Consider the following 17982-nt stretch of genomic DNA (forward strand, 5'->3'; position numbering starts at 1 on the left):
AAATCTGCGATTCATTAAAAGCAGCGATGGTGAAGAACTGTCAACTAAATGCCTAGTCTTCATCAATACGACGTTCATCAGGATCTTCGAAGACACAATAAATTTAACGGAAGTTCTGATCTTAGGGTATTAACGCGTCCCTTTCCAGAGTAAAAATACAAACAATCTGTTGAATGCGCCCATCATAAAGCAGGTGATATTGAAAATTGCGAAAGGTGAATCTGGCTGTAACGTCTAATGCAATTCACCCCGCCCAGCCACAAACCATGAAACCATGAAACCATGAAACCATGAAACCATGAAACCATGAAACCATGAAACCGACAGAAATCACATTTTCTTTATCCAGTACTCAGTTAATTTGGCCGGAAAAACACCCCATTTCCCAAATTAGGCAAATCCAACTTTCGGCAAATAAATCGTATTACAATTGACATGGTGAGACTGGCTAACAGGCTCGCCACCCCTCACCAGACACATTGAAAGTTGTCAACCTCTGAAATTCACCAAAACTTGGCAACAATTATTTTAAATCGCTAGCACGCCAGCGAGGATCTTCGGAACCCCATTGAATAACTGACCAACCTGGAGTGTGACCGCTATCGCATTTAAGCAATGCGTAAGTTCGCTTGGGGGTATGCTTATCTTTCGGCTCTAACGGTCCTACCAGCATTGCACAATGACCTTCACCAGGGTCAGGCCAGTACTTACTTAACGAAAGGCTCGAAACTATTGCGAACTTGGCTTGAGATCTGTTCGAGAGTGAAAACGCTCGTTGATGGCCCCACCGCCCGACGCTCACCCCTGTATCGAGAATTGGCGTAAAAACCCAATCAGGCTGATAATGTACGACCACATCTTCAGCCATAGGCATCGCCTGGAGATCTTGGCAAATCAAAACCACGCACCGTCCGACACCATCCAGATCTACGATAAAAAGTGTAGATCCAGACTTATTATCTTCCTTGACTGTAGCTGATCCTGGATCGGCCATTCCGTATTTAGTTGCTGCTACACAACTGATTCCCGAGGGCCATAGTTTTCTTTGCCTCCATAACTCGATACCTAGCGAGTTGACTACCCTTGATTCATTCCAAGATTGGCCTTCTAACTGACTAACTGTGTTCCCCGAGCCTGCAACAAAAACATTCGGCGCGGCATCTACTTCGTGAAGTCTTGCACAAATTTCATTTGCATGCTCTTCATGAACTAGAAACTCAGAGGCGACTGCAACATCTATCCCCTTGCACTGATGCAGCACACCAATCACTGCTTCGACAACATCATAATTCGGCGAGGCAAAATAACGAGCCCGATTACTGCCAAAAGCAGTACGCTCTTCAAAACTGATATCTTCTTTATCTTCTCCAACGGGGATTGCTGCGAATTTTTCCAAGCCAAACTCTGAAACCACGCTTACCCCGGAGTCAACCCCCGGCTGCACTACTTTTATTTCAATCTGAAATGGGGTGTCATAGATTTTAACTGAACATGGAACAACCGAAAGAGCGGAAAATCGATCTAGTAAAGATTCCCCGGACGACTCGAACTCTCCTCGATTTTTTCGACACAATGGCCCTCTAGGTACTAAGTAAGATACATCATCCGACCAGTACTTCCCCTTCGTAAGTCTATCCTGCCTATACTTTATCAACCAAGTCGGCAGATTAACCGCCGCTCTTACTGCTGGAGAAAGCGTTAGCGATCTAGGATGAATACGGAGAAAAAATTGATCCAAAACTTTCATAGCATCTAAAATCACGCCACGAAGAAAAGGCCCATCCAATGGCTGACTCAGGTGAACTTTGAGCCTCTCAATAAAATCCGTCGCATCCTGCTCTAATGATGCAGAAAAATCCGCACATCGATCAAAATCATGTGCATCTGAATTTGTCAGATCAGATGGTAGCCATTTACAAGCTATCCGCCAACACGATACAAAAGCCCATGCGATATCATCAAAGCTAGAAAGCGCTTCGAAAAGCAAATTCGCTTCACCCTTCTGCGGACACTCAGTCATGCGAAAAAGCTCCTAGCCCTAATTAGATTAGGATAGCTAAATACATCCACACCTAATTTTTCCAAGGATTCTACAACCCTAAGAATTGGGCTTTGGATTTTTTCAACATCTTCATTTTTCAAAGTATCTCTTCGCCGTAGAAAGTTTCGACATATCGCATCGAGAGTTTCTGCGGCATCTCCAACAGCTTTTCCAACATCCATATTAGAGTCTAGACAAAACAACATATCCGTTATGCTTTCTAGAATCACCAATATCCCATGAGTAGAGCGACCGAAAGCATTTGCCAGCAGGGTTCTATCGCTCTGCGATAAAAGTGCCACAGTTAAAAATTCGTATGCAACCTCTGCTTTAGAGTGCCCTTCCAACTCAACAATAAGCCGTGAAATCCGGTTGAACTGGCTGACCCCTAGATACCCACTCGGCCAAATTTTAAACGCATTAAGTAAATAACGTGCAATATCTCGTTTATCTTCACTACCTAAAGTTTCGGCAACTCGTACATTGAGAGTAAAAATAAGAGATCGGGCATCACCACCAAGCACGCCATCAAACTCAATCAGTATTGAAAGCGCCTTACAAAACAACTCAACACGCTCTTCGTCAGAAATAGCACAGTGCGTCCCGCGCATAAACTCAACGTCCGCTCTTGACGTAGCGAGATATTCCAACTGATCAGCAGCTAAACTCTGGTAATTCTGCTCAATACTTTCAATCAAGTAAGATATTTCAGCAAGAATCTGTTCCACACCATCGGATTCACCATTTAACCTGGCAACAACTGGAACTGCTTTGCGTTTGTAGCTTATTCTCTTAATTGAACTCGCAACCGTCGGTGACTCGGCAAGAACGCCATCCAGCTCCTCCAGAAAACTTAACTGAAGATCAAAGGACTGCATAAACCAAAAGGTTTCAACCATCGACTCAAGTACTTGTTGAAACATGGCACGCCATTTTTGGTGATCCGCCGCGTATAGCACCCTAACCAGCTCTATACTGCGCGACCTAACAAGCATTGGAATTTCAGGTTCAGCAAAGTCGTTTACATTATCTACAGCTTCGACCAAAGCCTTGACATACTCAAACTCTATTTCGCCGACCTCATACTGTGTCTCTAGTGCGCCCTCAATAAGATTCCGCAATTCATCCAGAGCTCGCTCAGGTTCAAACCCTCCAAGTTTTCTAATATATTCCAGAGTAGCCTGCCTCGGCATAAGTCGGCGCCGAGCGAGTTCTATAAAGTCCGGACTGAAAGCTGGTATTTTGAGATCGACACCTAGTAGGCTGTTAGCCATTCGCAAATAGCTCACTGATAACGGATGTAGTGCCGGATCTTCCGTAACAAGCGGAGCAAGTGTTTCATAGAAAGGCATATTTTCATCGGAAACAATTTGCAATGCCTTGAAGTCATCCACAATTTCCAATGAAGAAAATTGCCCAATACGGGTAAGATCTGAAATTGCCCGCGCTCTAGCGTCGCTCTCTTCTGAAGTATCAATCCTAGCAACTCGCATAGGAATAGCTCGGATTTTCACTTTGTCTTTTAATTGCTCGCGTATAGATACTGAGACTCGCGCAACTCCATCAATATTTTGCCGATTCAAGACAAAGCATAGCGCTACAATATCCGGCAACTGCATCGTACAGATGCCTGAAACATCTGCAAATCCAGTCCTACTATCGATAAATATAAAATCATAATTCTCTCTGGCCCACTCTTTTAGCCGTTCAAGCAAATACCCGCCTGCTCTTTCATTAAAAAAGTCTTGCCAGGAAAATGCTGCCAACGCTTCTTCATAACTTCTTGATTCTGCCCCAACAATTGAGCGAGCACCGCTACCGATATAGTCTAGCTTTTTGATCATAGGCATCAGATCAGAATCTGCTAGAGAGCTGACACATCTCTCGAAGGGCTTGGAATTAAAAAACTTACCGATAAAGGAATCTACATCATCCTCATCAGACAAGGCGGCTACACTGCTACTCCATTCCCACAAGAAATCAAGTACGCCTGGGGCATCCTTCATTTCTCTAGCAGCAGTGCCATCTAGCAGACCCCGAAAATAGTACGCAAGACCGGGCGCTTCAAGATCCCAGTCCATTACAAGAACTCTATAACCATTGGTCGCAGCCAAAAATGCGGCATTCGCAAGAGCCATTGTACGACCTACGCCGCCTTTGTATGAGTAGAAAGTAATAATCTTCCCGCTACCATATACACTCACGCCATAGCCCTCGCGCCTAGAATAACTTGGATACGCATTTCAGGATTCAAATGGCTAGTCAAAGAGCTTATAGCCTTTTGAACTGATGAAACTCTACTCGACATATTGGAGCATCCAAGCACAGCCCGGGCCGCAGGAGTCAGGAAGTTTATCAGTACGGTACCCTCTCTACGATAATCGGCAATTCCCGCATCCCGAAGTCTTTTGAGATTACGACTTATAGTCTCCGGTGCCAAACGCAACTTTCCAGCAAGCTCGACACCAGAGCAATCCACCTCGACCAAAATATCTACATATTTTGAATAAGTGTTTAACAGCGTGAAAAACTGCTCACTCTCTCGCTTGTGCAAAACCTGCCCAGCGAACTTTGAGGCAAAACTCAACTGCCCCATTGAGTAAAGTATTCTTTGAGGCAATGGAGAACGATCAAATGACATTAATACTTCGCGCGCTTCCGGAGATTTTTTGAACATAAACTTATATAAACCATCAATCTGCTCCGACAAGTTTGCCAAATCACTTCTATTCCCAGAAGAGAATGCCACTTCCAACTTGTCTGCGATTACAGACACTGATGCGGCGCTTAGCGCACCGTCTGTGAGAGCCAATTCGTGCTTCAGATCCGTAGACATACCAGCCCCTCCTATGCTTTCACGAACTATAAGCTCATCTGCACCATTCATCAATGACGGATCAATGATGGGTACTTGATCGCCTGCCGATGCGCTCAGACACCCTTAACCAAGGTATTTGCAATACCCTTTCATCGTATTTTGGACCTTTCGCGATCAATGCCCGATTTTGGGCACTCCGCTAGTCAGGCTCTGGCCGAGTACGGCAAAAAATCGACCTACTGGGTTGAAATAAACGCCAAATATCCACCAAGCTTCAAAAAATTTAGCGCATGGATTACAAGCCCTGAGGTGAAAATCACCGATCATCTGCTTTAGATTCAAATTTTTCTCTGTGCTTAGATTAAAAGACCAGAGTTGTTCGGGAGCACAGCCGGGTTATTGCACCTCTTTGTCAAAACAAGCCACCTAACGCCACCGGTTGCCAGCTCATGATCACCAACTCTCCGCTGACTTCGGCCTTGCCCTGCCGTTGGTTGGTATTGCTGTACCTGATGTCCAGTGTCTCGAAGTGAAAGCCCTCGAACACTCGACGGATGTCCGGATGGTCGTTGATGCTGACCATCAGTGAGGGTTTCCGGGCGGGTCATCTTCTGCCACTCAAACACCTGGCGCGAGCTGAGCGCCCATTTGAACTGGCGCACGAACTCTTCAAGGTGGTTTTGCACCACGCGATACAACGTCACCAGGTCACCGTTGATGTTGTTGAGGACTTCGACCGGTGCAGCTTGGGGCCGCATAAAATACAGCGCGGCACCGCCGGCAAAGACTTCGACGTAGCATTCGTGGGGTGGAAACAGCGGAATGAGGCGATCGGCTAGACGGCGTTTGCCTCCCATCCAGGGGATGATGGGTGAAGACATGGATAGCAAGATCTTTACTGTATAAATAAACAGGTTCTAGGCTCGCTGTGCTTTGTGCACAGGGCAGGAGCCTTGGCGGGACTTGCAGGGACAATCTGCGGGGACGGTGGCCAGGCTGGATGTTGACGCATCCAGACTGGCCGCTCCTTTTACGTTGAGACTCAAACTTCTTTGACCGGGCACGACTCACGCACCCGGGCAATCAATCGACCACGTCGAGCACGACTTTCTGCGACTTGCCGGAAGCCTTGGCCTTGCCCTCCTTGCCGCCGTTGCACTCGACCGACACCGTCCACCCGGACGGGGTGAAGGTGTGATCCACCGACTCCACCAGGTATTCACCATCGAGTCCGCGCTTGAAGCCTTGCGCCTCAATCATGATTTCGGCAAACAGGTCAGTCCGACCGGGCAGGTCGAGGCGTACCGAGGCAGTCGAACGATTGAACGCCGCCAGACGCGCTTTCGCTGCTTCATCGGCCGCCGTGCGGTCCGGGTAGAGATGGCGATCGGTATGCACCGGCGGCAGGCCTTCGGGCACGTTGGGGTTGTCCAGGTGCGAGATCTGCAATTCACCGCTGGCCGGGTCCTGGTACTGGGTGCTGACCCCTTGATGGGCACTGCGGTCGCTCAAGCGAAACTGCCAGCGGGTCACGTCATTTCGTTGCAAGGTAATCACACCCAAGGCCCTGCCACTGGCGCTTTGCCCGCCCTGTCGCGGCAGGACCAGCAGCTTGCCGTCGGCCACCTTGGCGGTGCAGTCGTGTTTTTTGGCCACCCGGGTGATGAAATTGAAGTCCGACTCATTGAGCTGATCCATGCGCGGCACCCGGGTCTCGACCGAGCACGACGGCTGCCAGCCATTGCGCGCAGCCACGTCACCCACAATTTGCGCCAGGCTGACATCCTCCCAACTGCCGCTGCGCGTGGTCTTGCCGCTGCCGCGCATGTCGCTGGCCTTGCCACTGATCACCAGCGTGTCCGGCGGGCCGGAGACCGCGACTTCATCTACGGTGTAGCGACCCATGCGGGTCAGGTCGGCGCCGGCATAACCCAGGTAGACCTCGATACTGGCGCCACGCACGGGCAGCGACACCGCCCCGTCACGGTCATCGATGCGCAGTTCGAACGAATCCGAGGCCATGCCGGGCCGATCGGCCAGCTGCAGCGAGACCAGCCGATCATTGATCAAGGTGGTGATGTCGGCGCCGTCGGCGACGATACGAAACAGCGGTTGCATGTCGGTACTCCGGACAAGAAAAAGCCCGCACTGGGCAGGCTCGGTAACGGGATCAGTCCCACAACGAAATGACGCTGTCAGTCTCGATCACCAGGTCCGGCAGCCTGATCAGCACGCCGGCCCGGAACGGTTGTGGCTCATCGGCCAGGCCCTGATTGGCTGCCAGCACCGCTTCGACGCTGCGGTTCAGGTGGCCGTAATAGTGGTGACACAGGGTGTCGAGCAGATCCCCGTCAGCTGTTCTGCAGGTCATCGCCATAGCGGACAAACTCCAATGAAAAACCCTGCTTGCGCGGGATAGCTCCGGGCAGTAAGGCGCTTTGCTCTTCTTCAATATTGGTCAAACACCAGTTGCCCAACACCTCGCCATAACCGGTAGTCAGGTTCAGTGGCAGCAACTTGGCGCCGATGCTGCGCAGCGTATCCAACTGCTTTAGCCCGCCTTTGAAGCTCGGGTAGATCGCGCCCTTGATGGCGATTTTTTCCTCACCTTGGCCCACGGCTTGTTGCGCCGGCCGCCGTGTCAGGCGTTCCTGCGCAGCCCAGCGAAATGAGGTCTGTCGCCGTAGTTCATCGAACGCCGCGGTGTCCAGATTGAAGTAATACGGCCGCTCGTTGGGCTTGAGCGGGTAAATGATTAGAAGGTGCGGGAACGGCGTCACCGCCTCCAGGATCGGCGTCATGTCGCCCGCAAACCATTCCGTGGGCAGGATGTTGCCCAGCGCGGCATTGGCCTTGCCGGCCACCTTGTTGAACGCCGCGCCAAACCGGCCGATCTGTTCGGTCAGGGCGGAAAAGTGCTCTTCAAACTGCGCCAAGGCTCGCTGGGTCTGGTTGTAGTAGCTGGCCACCTTGCCGATCTTGGCCTGCGCCGAGTTGATCGCATCCTGCAGACGCCGGGTCTTGTCGCTCAGGTCCTCGCTGATAAAGGGCAGGCCTTCCAGCGCATCGGCCGCCCCGCTAATTTCATTCAGCGCGCCATTCATGGGTCCGGTCATCGACTCAATGTCCGTGCGGCCGGCTTCACCGGCGTCGACCATGTACTTCAGCCCGCCCTGCAGGTGCTGCAGGTAAGTTTTTTCATCCGCCATTTCACGTCCTCAACCCACGTGGGGTGCATCAAACAACTGCCGGGCACGGGCTTCCCGGGCGAAGTCTTCAAACTGACGGCGCAGGTACGGCATCAATTCTTGGACCAACTGTGCCGGGTCTTTCACATCGCCGTGCACCTGAAACACCGGGGCCGGTGCGAAGGTGAATTGCTGATCGACCTTCGGCCATTCGGGTGCCTTAGCTGCGGTGCTCGACATCAATGCCGCCACCGTGACCGGCGCGGTGGGGACGCTGTCCATCGAGCGCACGACCGCGCCAACCCCCTGACCGGCAGCCATGGGAAAGAGGCCGAGCGGTGCTTTGGGTACGATTGGCGTGTCCGGCCCGCCAAACAAGGCCTTACCCATGGTCGCGCCCACGTCACCACCGCCCCACGCGCCGAGCCAGGCACCGATCATTCCGCCCACCGCGGTACCGAGCAACGGAATGATCGAACCGATAGCCGCGCCGGCCGCTGCACCCGCCAAGCCACCGGCCAAGCTACCTGCCGCCTCGCCGTAGCCTTCGGCCTTTTCATCACGGGTAGTGGCGTTCTGGTAAGTGTCCAGCATCTGAACGCCGGCACCGACCACCGCCAGCGCCCCGCCCACTTTCATGCCACGGGACGGCCGACTTGCAGGGGCTTTTCCCTTTCGACCTGAATCGTGATCCAGCCCGTCGTCATCACCGTCATTCGCGTTGGTCACGAACACCCGCTGCACGATATTGGACCGGTCGCCGGCCGAACCGCGCGCGATGTTCAGCACCCCCCGACCGATCTTCAGTGCGGCCCAGGCCTTGCCCGCCAGCAACGCTCCGGCACTCAGCGCCGCCAGGCCCAGCACCACTTTAGGCGTTTCCTCGGACAAGGCGGTCAAACCCCGCGCCGCCCCGCCGATACCGGTGGCCAGCGCATCCGTCGCCGGACGCAGGGCATCACCGATGGCCCGCAGCGAATCGTTGAACGCCTGACCGGTTTCGGCCCAACGTTGCGACGAGCTTTCGCGCCGTTCGTTCAGGTTCTTGTCGAGAATGTCCTTGCGCGGGCCGTCGGGGTCCGAAGCGCCTTTTTTCAGCTCCGCGTAGAATTTTTTGTTCTGCGTGTACGCCATCAGGGCCGTCTTGACCTGCATGTCGGCAAACAGATCGCCGGTACGCAAAGTGGCGGCCAAGGCATCGGCCATCGCTTGCGCCTTGGCCGGGTCCGTCTCTTGGCTGATCTGGGTCAGCCCCTGACTCAGCTGCTTGGCCTTTGTCGGGTCGGTCTTTTCCACATACCGGCGAGCCAGTTCAAAACTGGCTTCAAAGGTTGACAGGCCCTTGGCAATGGCGGCGTTCATCGAGCCCTGATAGTCGATCCCGGCATCGGCATAACCTTTGACCGTTTCCCCTGAACCGATTTTCGCAATCCAGTTTTTCAGGTTGTTTGCCGCCTCATCGGCACTGCCGGCGCTCTTGATCTGCACCTGCAGCATGGCGCCGAGCTGGGTCACCGCGTCTTGACCGGTAATGCCGCTGCTGGCCATCTGCGCCAACAGCTCCGGAAACCACTTGGCCATGTCGGCCGCTTCGAAGCTGCCTTGCTGGCCCAATAGCGCGACCGACGCCAGTGCCTGTTCCATTTTTTTCGGGTCGGTGATCTTGGCGTTGTTCTGCATCGCCAGAATCATCTTTGCCGTGTCGGTGCCCGACGCGCCCTGCCCGACCGCAAACTTGGCGGCCACCGGGGCGTACTTCAGCGCCTCAGCCAACTCCAGGCCGCCACCGACCAGCTGGTTCACCAGGTCCGCCACTTGGGTGTTGGCCATGCCGGTGTCTTTTGAGGTCTGGACGATGTCCCGGGCGGTGTCCATTTCCTGCTGGGTGTTGGCGGTACCGGACTTGATTGCGATGTCACGAATGATCGCCTGAAAATCCGCGCTGACCTTGGTCGGTACCGCGGCCAACGTGGTACCGGCCACCGCCGTGCCAAATCCGCTGCGCAGGCTCTCCCGCCCCTCTTCGACCTGCCCCATGCCCTTGGCTTTGAACTCAGCACTGCGCACCACCTTGCCCAACGCCAGGTACTCCTGACGTAGGCGCCCGACTTCGACACCCTGCTTGCGCAAGCTGTTGGTGTTGGTTTCCAGTTTGCGCAGCAAGGCGTCGGCATTGGCCGCCCCGCTGTCGTGAGCTTTTTTCCATTCATCGCGCAGACGCATGGTCTCGCCGATGACTTTCTGCAAGCCCTTGGCGCGGGTGGTTTGCGCCTCGAGCTTTTTCATTTCGCCGCTGACATTCTTGAAGGCGGCGCCGAGTGAAGAATCGACCGCGCCGCCAATCACCAGCCCGAGCGAGAGTTTGTTCGCCATGCAGGGTACCTGTGTGCAGAGGGGGATGGGCTCAGTCCGTGAGCCACCAGACCATCTCGGAAAACGACAACTCCTGAATCTCGGTCGCCGAAAAATTCAACTCGACGGCCAAGCGTTTGGCCAGGGCCTTTTGCAGCCGGGGGTTAAACCCCGTCGTCTGCTCCCAGACGAAAATAGGCGGTCTGCAGACGACGGTAATCACGCATCAGCAGCCCCTCCAGATCCGCGCGGCCGATGCTCGCCAGGCTGCAGAACAGGACCATTTCCTGTTCTTCTTCGTTGCTTCCTCCCTGCAGGGTCGCGGCGCGCATCTCACGCACCGTCGGCTCGCGCAGGGTCAGCTTGTCGACCTTGATGCCATTGGCCTCGCTCGGTTTGGATAAGATGACGGTGGCGATGCCATCGCCCAGTTGCAGCCACTTGGGCAGAACATTGTCTTTTGCGTTGCTCATGGTGGTGCTCCTTACATGCCCAGGGCAGACCGCACAGCGGCCAATTGGTCAACGCCGTCGATGACGCGGATCGAGTTGAGGGGGTCGAGTTCAAACATCACGCTGCCGTCGATTTCCAGCTTGTAATAGGTCACCGCGATGGCGTACTTGAACTCGCCTTTTTCACCCGGTTTCCAGTCCCCCGGATCGACTTCCTTAAGGCTGCCCCGCAGGGTGGCGACCACCGACTTGATCGAACCTTTCTGGCCTTTGAAGGCGCCGCGGAACGAGGCGTTGAACGCGGTCAGATCGGCCTGCCCAAAAAACTTCAGCACCTCGCGGCGCACGCCATTGGTAATGAAGCTGGCTTCGAGCTTTTCGGTGCCCATGTCGATCTCCACCGGCGCGTCCATGCCGCCGGCGCGGTACTCGTCGGTCTTGAGGGTCAACTTGGGCAGGGTCAGGCTCGGCACATCGCCTTGCAGGCTGATACCGTCAACGAACAGGTTGGTGTTGTAGAGCACTTCCGGAATCATAAAGCGGCCTCCTTAGGCAGCGGTGTCCAGCACTTCAGTGATCCACTGATCGGTCACCTCCACGCGGAAGTTCGGGTTTTCGGCCGGCGGCACGTCGGTAAAACGAATGTTCCAGTACACCTTGCCGTCGCTGAGTTCGCTGGAAGTGTTCAGCTCTTCGTCGGCATAGACCTCGAAGTTGATGATCGCGCCCTGGTTCTTCAGGTCGCGCATAAACGCCTGCAGGCCCTCGGTCACGTCCTTGACGTAGGTCGCGGTGATCGAGCGGTCGACTGCCCATTTGTGCGCGTAGAGGATGGCGTCCATGACGATATCCAGCGTGCGCACGCGGGTGACGAACTTCCATTTCGGGTCGCTGGACAGTGTGCGGTTGCCCCACAGGCGATAGCCGTCGTCACGAATGATCGTGGTGATGTTGGCGTTATTCAGCAGGTTGGCCCGGCAGGACGCATCGCCGTCGAGAAACTCGATCGGCCGCGTGGTGCCGGTGATGCCGACAAACTCTTTGTTCGACGGCGAGGCCCAGAAACCATAGGTGGCATCGGTCCAGGCAAACAGGCCGGCGGTCCAGGCCGATGCCGGTGCATTGACCGTGGCACTGCTGCCGGTATCCCAGAACTGCACGCCCGGGTCGACCATGTAGGCGTGTTTGCTGCCGAAATTATCGGCATACGCAATCGCCGCTTCGTCGGTGGTGTTCGGCCCGTCGAGGATGGCCATCGCCCGCATCTTGTCACCCAGCGCCACCAGCTCGGTGGCCACCGCCAGCGTCGACGAGTACCCCGGAGTCACCAACAACCGTGGCTGGGCGTTGAACTTACTTTTGCCGTTGAGCAACGCCTGCATACCGGTACGCGTGCCGTCGGCCCAAACGCCACCGATGATCGCTGACAGCTGCTCGGCCGGGTCGTCCAGCAGCGGCACCCCAACGGCGACAATCACCGCCTTGGACCGCTTGAAAATGGCCTTGCAGTCCTGGGTGATCGCGGCGTCCGGGCCCCAGGCCGCGACCGCTTCGCTTTCGCGGGTGATCAGCAGCAGTTCGTTGGCAGCGGCAGTGGCCGGCGGCGCCACGGTGAAGGTGTTGCACAGGCCGATGATCGACGCGGACGGGGTGGCGATGTGCCGGGCCCCGGTATCCACCAGGGTCACGGTGACGCCGTGAAAAAAACTCATAGAGTGATGCTCCAGAAACGAAAAAGCCCCGCATAAGCGAGGCCGTGGGGATGTGCGGTGACTTGCAGCATGGAAAAGAAAACGCCCCGGCAATGCGGGGCGTCAGGACGCGGTGCGGGTCAGTCCGTCCGGCTTTAACGGCCGTTTATCACTGGCTGGAAAGTCTGACGAAAGAGGCCAGGCCCGCAGTTCATTGCGGTAGGCGCGCCAGGCGAGTTCGGTATTCAGCGCAGCCGGGTCAGCATCCAGATGCTTGTCGATCTCTCGGCCCGCCCAATGCAGTTCATTTTCGATCCATGACCGTTCTCGCTGGCTCTGTAGCACCAGATCGCGCGCGGTATCCAGTACCCAAACAAGACCATTCCAGACATAGGCCGCACTCGGTCGCGGCAAGGTCGTCAGCTCGGCCGGTAACTCGCCAGGCATCGAGTGCGTCACCTCGGCACCGTCAGTGGTGCGGAAAGCCACGCCCCGGAAGTCGGGCACGACACCCCATGCATCCTGTTGCCTAACGACCACCTGTTGTTCCGGAGCCTGTGGTGGTTCATCCAGCGTTGCGCCAGCCGGTAGACCGCAGCCACGGCTCACATAGATTTCGTTCTTTCCGAGGTATTCACCAGTGGTTTCACTGAACGTGTAAACGTCGATCCAACCGCTCTCATCAAAAAAACCATTCACTAAAGTAGTCATCAATACATCCTGCAGATGTAGTTGTACGCCACGTTACGCATACGGGTTTCCGTACTCACACGGGCGACGGCCGATGGATTGAAAGTTACAGACATGTAGCCCGTTGTACTGACTCGTGGTGCAGCAGGGATATCACTCGTCATGTAACCACCAGCCGTAAATACGCCGGTCGCGGTATTCACCAGCAACATCGAATCGTCATCTTGTAGCCTGAGTTCACCCGTCATATTTTGCAGCGTGTCGAGTTGAAGGCTCAACACGGGCCGCCCAGAGTCGGGGTCGATTCCGCGCCCGCCATCCAATCCACGAATCGACTCGGCGCGCATGTCTGGCAGGAAGCCGCTGGGATACACGGCTGCCAATGCCGGGTACCACTCGACATTGAACGGCTGCCCCCCCATCAAAACGCATTTGTTGGGTGGCGTAGCGGTTGGCCATGGAAACGGCACGCCAACAGGGACGGCAAATATGGAAGCAGGATCAAAATTGGTCTGGGTCCAAAGCGCCCCGAAATCCTGCGCATCAACCTGTACTTTTATTTGACCCGAGGCATTGTGATAGCCGATGCGGATTTTATTGGCGTCTTGACCCGCCCCCCCGCCTTGCTGCACGGGAGTGAAGCCCAACGCAGGTTGGTACGCAGCAGGGTCAAAGTTACTCGTGTCCCAGCCCGTTACCCACGCACTGAATACGTATCCCTCTGGGGTCTGAACACCGCCACGAGTAATAGTTGTACCGGTGTTATAGCCGATGATTTGTTGCCAGAGGGTGTCTTGACTGACCGTAACCAGCATGGGGGAGAATTGACCGCCCTCTGGAACGTTCGGGCCGGGGTTCACCCGGTAAATGCCCGCGGTGGTGATTGTGTCTAAATCGGTGCCTTCGGGAAGGACAATCCCCCCCTGGCCCCAGCCATATGCCCCCGCGAGCAATACACGGCCTGGTGCGTCATCTTGGGTAGAGGTTTGTTTAACCAGATTGCTGGAGTCCCACACGCTCTGCCAGTCGCTCCAGGCTCCGGTGGCAAAGTCCCCTGTTCGGTAACGGTAGGCGCTCGCGCTGTTCGCCACCCGCGCCTCTTGATAGGCTAGGTTGCCATACGATCGTTCGATGTGGACCATCAGCCCATGATCACCGCCGGAGATGTTCGGACGGTTCAGGGTGTCGGCCGTATAGGTATAGGTGCCACCGACCTGCGCGGCGTTGAAGTCATTGCCCGGTAAATTGGGGGCTACTCCTCCGACGCCAAATGCACCGTTGAGCAATACGCGCCCTGCGCCAGCATCGGTGGTGTTCGTTTGTTTAATCAACGAACCACTGTCCCACTGCGTTTTCCAGGCCGACCAGGTTGATCCGGAACCGCTGCCACCGCGTGTGAACAACACCCCGGTGTTGTATTGCACGACCAGTTGCAGCGTCACGTCCCGCCCATTGCCGACGATCAACGCGGAGTTGGTGCCGCCCGATGGCCCGTTTTCCGGCGTGCCTTCGAGGCGATAAAAACCGCTGGTTCGGATGGTGTTGAGGTCAGTACCTGCCGGCAGGCTGATGCCCGCCCCACCCAAGCCAAAGGCGCCCACCTTCATCAGCGCATCCACCGTGGCATCGTCCAGATCGGATTGCACGTCCGCCATCGCGGCGGTTCCCAACCCAAGGTTGTCGCGAGCCTCAGCCACATCCTCGATATCGGCGAGATTTTCACTCACTGCCAGGGCATCGGTGATGCCGTAGCCGTCCAGGGTGGTCGGGTTGGTACCGGCAACCACACGCCCGAGGGCATCGACGGTGACACTGCGAAACGTGCCCACACCGGCCCCACTGCCGCCCGCGATCATTTCAAACTGCAAACCGGTGGTGCCCAGAGTGATCGGCGCGTTGGTGATCAACTGCCAGAGGCTGTCGCCGTTGGTCGTGCCTTGCTCGACGTGAATAAACAACCCCGGTGTCACTTCCAGGCTGTTGTCGGCATCGGCGGCCCGCGTCCAGCCTTCGGCGCTGACGACATACAGGCCGTTGTCCTGGGCTTCTGTCTGGGCGGTCACCAGCACCCGGTCGCCAACGACCACAGCCACGTCATCGATGGTCTGCACATTGCTCAGGGCAATGGCGGCGGTGGCCGCCACCCGCGCTGACTGTTTGTGATCCAGTTTGGCCAGTTCCTCCTGAATCTTGAGGTCTACGTATTCACGCGTGGCCAACACCACGGCCGGGTCGATCTTCAGCACGATGTTCGCCGAGCTGCTGACGATGAAGTTCATGCGCACGACCTGGGTCTTGCCACTGCCCTGGTCCAGCAACGGTTTGTAGCTCGGCGCGCAGTTGGCCACCGCCACCAGGTCGCCGTCGACATCGTACAGGCCGATCTCGCGAATCCATTCACCGCCCACTTCGGGCGGAATGATCTGCTCGGTGATCACGGTGTTGGGGTTGGCCGGATCGACGCGGATCTGGTTGATCGGCGCCCGACGCCATTCGTGGATCAGCTGGGTCTGCAGACGATCGGGAATCGGGTCGGTGCCGTTGGCATCGCCCAGGCCCATCTCGGTAAACATCCAGTCCAGGCCCATGGCGATGGCATTGGCGTGTTTGGCTTCACCGATCGCCGTGAGAATGGCAAAAAACTGACTGGTCTTATCAATCATAGGGATAAACGTCCAAAGTATCGGTTTCATCGACGCAGAGCGCCGGGCCAAAGGTGCCGGTCACGTCGATGTCTTTCGGGGCCGGCGGGTACACGTCGATCTCTTCACCTTCTTGCACGCACACGGCAATGCCCAGCATGCCCACGGTCTGCAGACTGAGCGCCAGGTTGGTCATGTGCCGGCTGACCGGACGGGCGTCGTCGATCAACCACGCCAGTTCCTCGTACAGTTCCTCGGTGATGCCGGCGTCATTCAGCCCAACCTCCAGAGCGAAGGTACCGGGCACGCCTTCCGGCACGGTGTCGAACCATTCCACGACGTCGATCAGGTAACCCAAAGGCTCGACCACCCGCCGCAGCGCACCGATTGTGCCTTTGCGTGCATGCACGTCGTACGCGGAACGGATCGCCGTGCGCTTGGCTTCCGGTGTCCAGTTGTTGTTCCAGCGGTCCACTGACCAGGCCCAGGCGAGGTACGGCAACAAGTGCTCGGGGCAGGTGTCGGCGTTGTACAAACTGCGCAGCGGGATCAGCGTGTTTTCGTAGTTGGCCGCTTCCACGGCCAGCTCCAGTGGCGTGCAGTTGAGCGGTAACTGGCTGCTCATGTCAGGCCCCCAGCGTCACGCTGTAACCCGTGCAATACGCCGCCTCGGCCTTGCTCGGTTTGATGTCGGTCCAGCCCAGCAGCTCAACCCGGGCGATGCCGGGTACGTGCAATTGCGCATCGACCCCCGAGCGCGCCACTTCCATCCCCAGGCGGCGGCGCGGGTTGATCCACTCGCTCAGGCGTTTCTCACTTTCAGCCAGGTAGGCCTCGTTTTCCGGGCCGGAAGCCTGCGGATACAGCACCGCTGCAATGCGGTAGTCGATGACCACGGCGCTCTGCACCGTGAGCCGATCGGCCACCGGCCGCACGTCCTCGTCATTCAGGTGCAGGCGGACCTGCTCCAGTAGTTCCGGCGAGGCCGCGCCACTGCCGTCGAGACTGAGCACGGTGACCACCACCACGGCGGGCGACGGGCTTTCCGCCGTGGCATCGGCCACCAGGCCCGAGGCGTTACGCGCATGCAGGATGTAGCTGTTGCGCGGCCCCGCCGTGGTCAGTCCCTCATACGACAGCTGCACCCGCTCGCGCAGGGCATCGTCCTCTTCGAGCACCTGCGGCGTCGGCGGCACCGTGCTCGGATCCCCGGCCTGAATCACCAGGCGCTGCAGGTTGACGTTGGCGGCCAGGTGATCGAGGTCGGCCCGCTCGGCATGGGCCAACAGCAAGGCCTTGCCCGCGTCGTTGACCCGCGCCCGGTTCTGCAAGGCGCCGTACGCGGCCTGCTCGATCAGCTTGAGCACCGGGTCACTTTCCAGCTCCGCGCTCCAGTTGTCGCCCATGCTCAGGCGGAAGGCTTCCAGTTTCTCCTGGTAAACCTCCTCAAAGTCGAGGTCCTCCAGCACTTGCGGCGGCGGCAGGGCCGCCAGTTCCATGGTCATGCGGACACCTCCAAAGTCACGTCGCTGCCCAGGTACTGCCCAGTCAGCTCAAATGTGATACGCCCGTCGAGGATGGCCACCGCGCGCACTCGCCCCAGCTTCAGACGTGGCTCCCAACGGCCCAACGTGCTGGCCACTTCAGCCTGCACGGCACTCTTCCAGCCGTCATTGACCGGCAGGTCGACAAAGCGCCGCAGCTTACTGCCGTATTCCGGGCGCATGCGCCGGCTCCCCAGCGGCGTCGACAAAATGTCCTCGATGGACTGGCGCAGGTGATCGAGGCCGGAAATGAGCTGGCCGGTGCGGCGGTCCAGTCCGATCATCCCGATCATGGGATCAGTCCTCGACCGCGACAAAATCCTTGCGACCGCGCAAATACTCGAGCGCGACCGAGTCATCCGAGGCCACCGCAACCTGGCCCTTTTCGACTTTCAAGGTGCGCCCGGCTTCCAGCAGGACCAACACCCGCGAGCTGTACAGCGTGTCGCGAAAGAAGCTCAGCGTGGCCGGCGCGGGCGCTTCGGTGGCGGCCGAGGCTTCCTTGGTTTTACTCGTCATGGTTTTTCTCCAAGCATGAAAAAGCCCGCGCGCGGCGGGCTGAAG

The 17982-nt window shown here is 56.6% G+C and carries 16 protein-coding genes and 1 pseudogene; all 17 read right to left on the minus strand.

Annotation, left to right across the window (positions count from 1 at the left end; translation table 11 throughout):
- Window positions 1-523: 523 nt before the first annotated feature.
- The 17 genes and pseudogenes from KW849_RS18630 to KW849_RS18710 all read right to left on the minus strand — a co-directional run bounded on the left by KW849_RS18630 (window position 524) and on the right by KW849_RS18710 (window position 17937).
- Window positions 524-2020, minus strand: a complete 1497-nt coding sequence (locus tag KW849_RS18630) for a hypothetical protein (RefSeq protein ID WP_218430745.1) — start codon at window positions 2018-2020, stop codon at window positions 524-526.
- Window positions 2017-4245 (minus strand): KGGVGR-motif variant AAA ATPase, encoded by a 2229-nt coding sequence (locus tag KW849_RS18635; protein WP_218430746.1) that lies wholly within the window; start codon window positions 4243-4245, stop codon window positions 2017-2019. The genes KW849_RS18630 and KW849_RS18635 overlap by 4 nt, the downstream gene beginning before the upstream one ends.
- Window positions 4242-4877 carry a helix-turn-helix domain-containing protein gene (locus tag KW849_RS18640; protein WP_218430747.1) on the minus strand — a complete coding sequence of 212 codons (636 nt, stop codon included), beginning with the start codon at window positions 4875-4877 and terminating at the stop codon, window positions 4242-4244. The genes KW849_RS18635 and KW849_RS18640 overlap by 4 nt, the downstream gene beginning before the upstream one ends.
- A 394-nt stretch (window positions 4878-5271) precedes the next feature.
- A pseudogene (locus KW849_RS18645) lies at window positions 5272-5740 on the minus strand (DNA adenine methylase).
- Between the two features lie 202 nt (window positions 5741-5942).
- Window positions 5943-6977, minus strand: coding sequence for a phage late control D family protein (locus KW849_RS18650; protein ID WP_218430748.1), 1035 nt, complete (start codon window positions 6975-6977; stop codon window positions 5943-5945).
- 52 nt (window positions 6978-7029) lie between these two features.
- Entirely contained in the window at window positions 7030-7236 is a 207-nt protein-coding gene (locus tag KW849_RS18655) for a tail protein X (RefSeq protein ID WP_218430749.1), read from the minus strand.
- Window positions 7211-8068: a phage tail protein gene (locus KW849_RS18660; RefSeq protein WP_218430750.1), complete on the minus strand. Its 858-nt coding sequence runs from the start codon at window positions 8066-8068 to the stop codon at window positions 7211-7213. Before KW849_RS18660 ends, KW849_RS18655 begins: the two co-directional genes overlap by 26 nt.
- A gap of 9 nt (window positions 8069-8077) precedes the next feature.
- Window positions 8078-10420 (minus strand): phage tail tape measure protein, encoded by a 2343-nt coding sequence (locus KW849_RS18665; protein WP_218430751.1) that lies wholly within the window; start codon window positions 10418-10420, stop codon window positions 8078-8080.
- 143 nt (window positions 10421-10563) lie between these two features.
- A complete protein-coding gene (locus KW849_RS18670; RefSeq protein WP_008020753.1) occupies window positions 10564-10872 on the minus strand; it encodes a phage tail assembly protein in 309 nt (102 codons plus the stop codon).
- Window positions 10873-10883: 11 nt separating this feature from the next.
- Window positions 10884-11387, minus strand: a complete 504-nt coding sequence (locus tag KW849_RS18675) for a phage major tail tube protein (RefSeq protein ID WP_218430752.1) — start codon at window positions 11385-11387, stop codon at window positions 10884-10886.
- A gap of 12 nt (window positions 11388-11399) precedes the next feature.
- Window positions 11400-12563, minus strand: a complete 1164-nt coding sequence (locus tag KW849_RS18680) for a phage tail sheath family protein (RefSeq protein ID WP_218430753.1) — start codon at window positions 12561-12563, stop codon at window positions 11400-11402.
- A 102-nt stretch (window positions 12564-12665) separates the two neighbouring features.
- Entirely contained in the window at window positions 12666-13253 is a 588-nt protein-coding gene (locus KW849_RS18685; RefSeq protein ID WP_218430754.1) for a hypothetical protein, read from the minus strand.
- Window positions 13253-15895 carry a phage tail protein gene (locus tag KW849_RS31880; protein ID WP_218430755.1) on the minus strand — a complete coding sequence of 881 codons (2643 nt, stop codon included), beginning with the start codon at window positions 15893-15895 and terminating at the stop codon, window positions 13253-13255. The genes KW849_RS18685 and KW849_RS31880 overlap by 1 nt, the downstream gene beginning before the upstream one ends.
- Entirely contained in the window at window positions 15888-16499 is a 612-nt protein-coding gene (locus KW849_RS18695) for a phage tail protein I (RefSeq protein ID WP_218430756.1), read from the minus strand. The genes KW849_RS31880 and KW849_RS18695 overlap by 8 nt, the downstream gene beginning before the upstream one ends.
- Window position 16500: 1 nt before the next feature.
- A complete protein-coding gene (locus KW849_RS18700) occupies window positions 16501-17379 on the minus strand; it encodes a baseplate J/gp47 family protein (RefSeq protein ID WP_218430757.1) in 879 nt (292 codons plus the stop codon).
- On the minus strand, window positions 17376-17702 hold the full coding sequence (locus tag KW849_RS18705; protein ID WP_043302559.1) for a GPW/gp25 family protein: 327 nt from the start codon (window positions 17700-17702) through the stop codon (window positions 17376-17378). The genes KW849_RS18700 and KW849_RS18705 overlap by 4 nt, the downstream gene beginning before the upstream one ends.
- A gap of 13 nt (window positions 17703-17715) precedes the next feature.
- A complete protein-coding gene (locus KW849_RS18710; RefSeq protein ID WP_218430871.1) occupies window positions 17716-17937 on the minus strand; it encodes a hypothetical protein in 222 nt (73 codons plus the stop codon).
- Between the last annotated feature and the right edge of the window lie 45 nt (window positions 17938-17982).

Origin of the sequence: Pseudomonas sp. PDM26, assembly GCF_019219185.1 — a bacterium.
Lineage (GTDB): Bacteria > Pseudomonadota > Gammaproteobacteria > Pseudomonadales > Pseudomonadaceae > Aquipseudomonas.

Excerpts from the sequence above, each read along its gene's own strand:
- KW849_RS31880 (WP_218430755.1), bottom strand. The coding sequence starts at position 15,895 with ATGATTGATAAGACCAGTCAGTTTTTTGCCATTCTCACGGCGATCGGT.
- KW849_RS18655 (WP_218430749.1), bottom strand. The coding sequence starts at position 7,236 with ATGGCGATGACCTGCAGAACAGCTGACGGGGATCTGCTCGACACCCTG.
- KW849_RS18630 (WP_218430745.1), bottom strand. The coding sequence starts at position 2,020 with ATGACTGAGTGTCCGCAGAAGGGTGAAGCGAATTTGCTTTTCGAAGCG.
- KW849_RS18700 (WP_218430757.1), bottom strand. The coding sequence starts at position 17,379 with ATGACCATGGAACTGGCGGCCCTGCCGCCGCCGCAAGTGCTGGAGGAC.
- KW849_RS18675 (WP_218430752.1), bottom strand. The coding sequence starts at position 11,387 with ATGATTCCGGAAGTGCTCTACAACACCAACCTGTTCGTTGACGGTATC.
- KW849_RS18705 (WP_043302559.1), bottom strand. The coding sequence starts at position 17,702 with ATGATCGGACTGGACCGCCGCACCGGCCAGCTCATTTCCGGCCTCGAT.
- KW849_RS18665 (WP_218430751.1), bottom strand. The coding sequence starts at position 10,420 with ATGGCGAACAAACTCTCGCTCGGGCTGGTGATTGGCGGCGCGGTCGAT.
- KW849_RS18695 (WP_218430756.1), bottom strand. The coding sequence starts at position 16,499 with ATGAGCAGCCAGTTACCGCTCAACTGCACGCCACTGGAGCTGGCCGTG.
- KW849_RS18650 (WP_218430748.1), bottom strand. The coding sequence starts at position 6,977 with ATGCAACCGCTGTTTCGTATCGTCGCCGACGGCGCCGACATCACCACC.
- KW849_RS18670 (WP_008020753.1), bottom strand. The coding sequence starts at position 10,872 with ATGAGCAACGCAAAAGACAATGTTCTGCCCAAGTGGCTGCAACTGGGC.
- KW849_RS18660 (WP_218430750.1), bottom strand. The coding sequence starts at position 8,068 with ATGGCGGATGAAAAAACTTACCTGCAGCACCTGCAGGGCGGGCTGAAG.
- KW849_RS18640 (WP_218430747.1), bottom strand. The coding sequence starts at position 4,877 with ATGTCTACGGATCTGAAGCACGAATTGGCTCTCACAGACGGTGCGCTA.
- KW849_RS18685 (WP_218430754.1), bottom strand. The coding sequence starts at position 13,253 with ATGACTACTTTAGTGAATGGTTTTTTTGATGAGAGCGGTTGGATCGAC.
- KW849_RS18680 (WP_218430753.1), bottom strand. The coding sequence starts at position 12,563 with ATGAGTTTTTTTCACGGCGTCACCGTGACCCTGGTGGATACCGGGGCC.
- KW849_RS18710 (WP_218430871.1), bottom strand. The coding sequence starts at position 17,937 with ATGACGAGTAAAACCAAGGAAGCCTCGGCCGCCACCGAAGCGCCCGCG.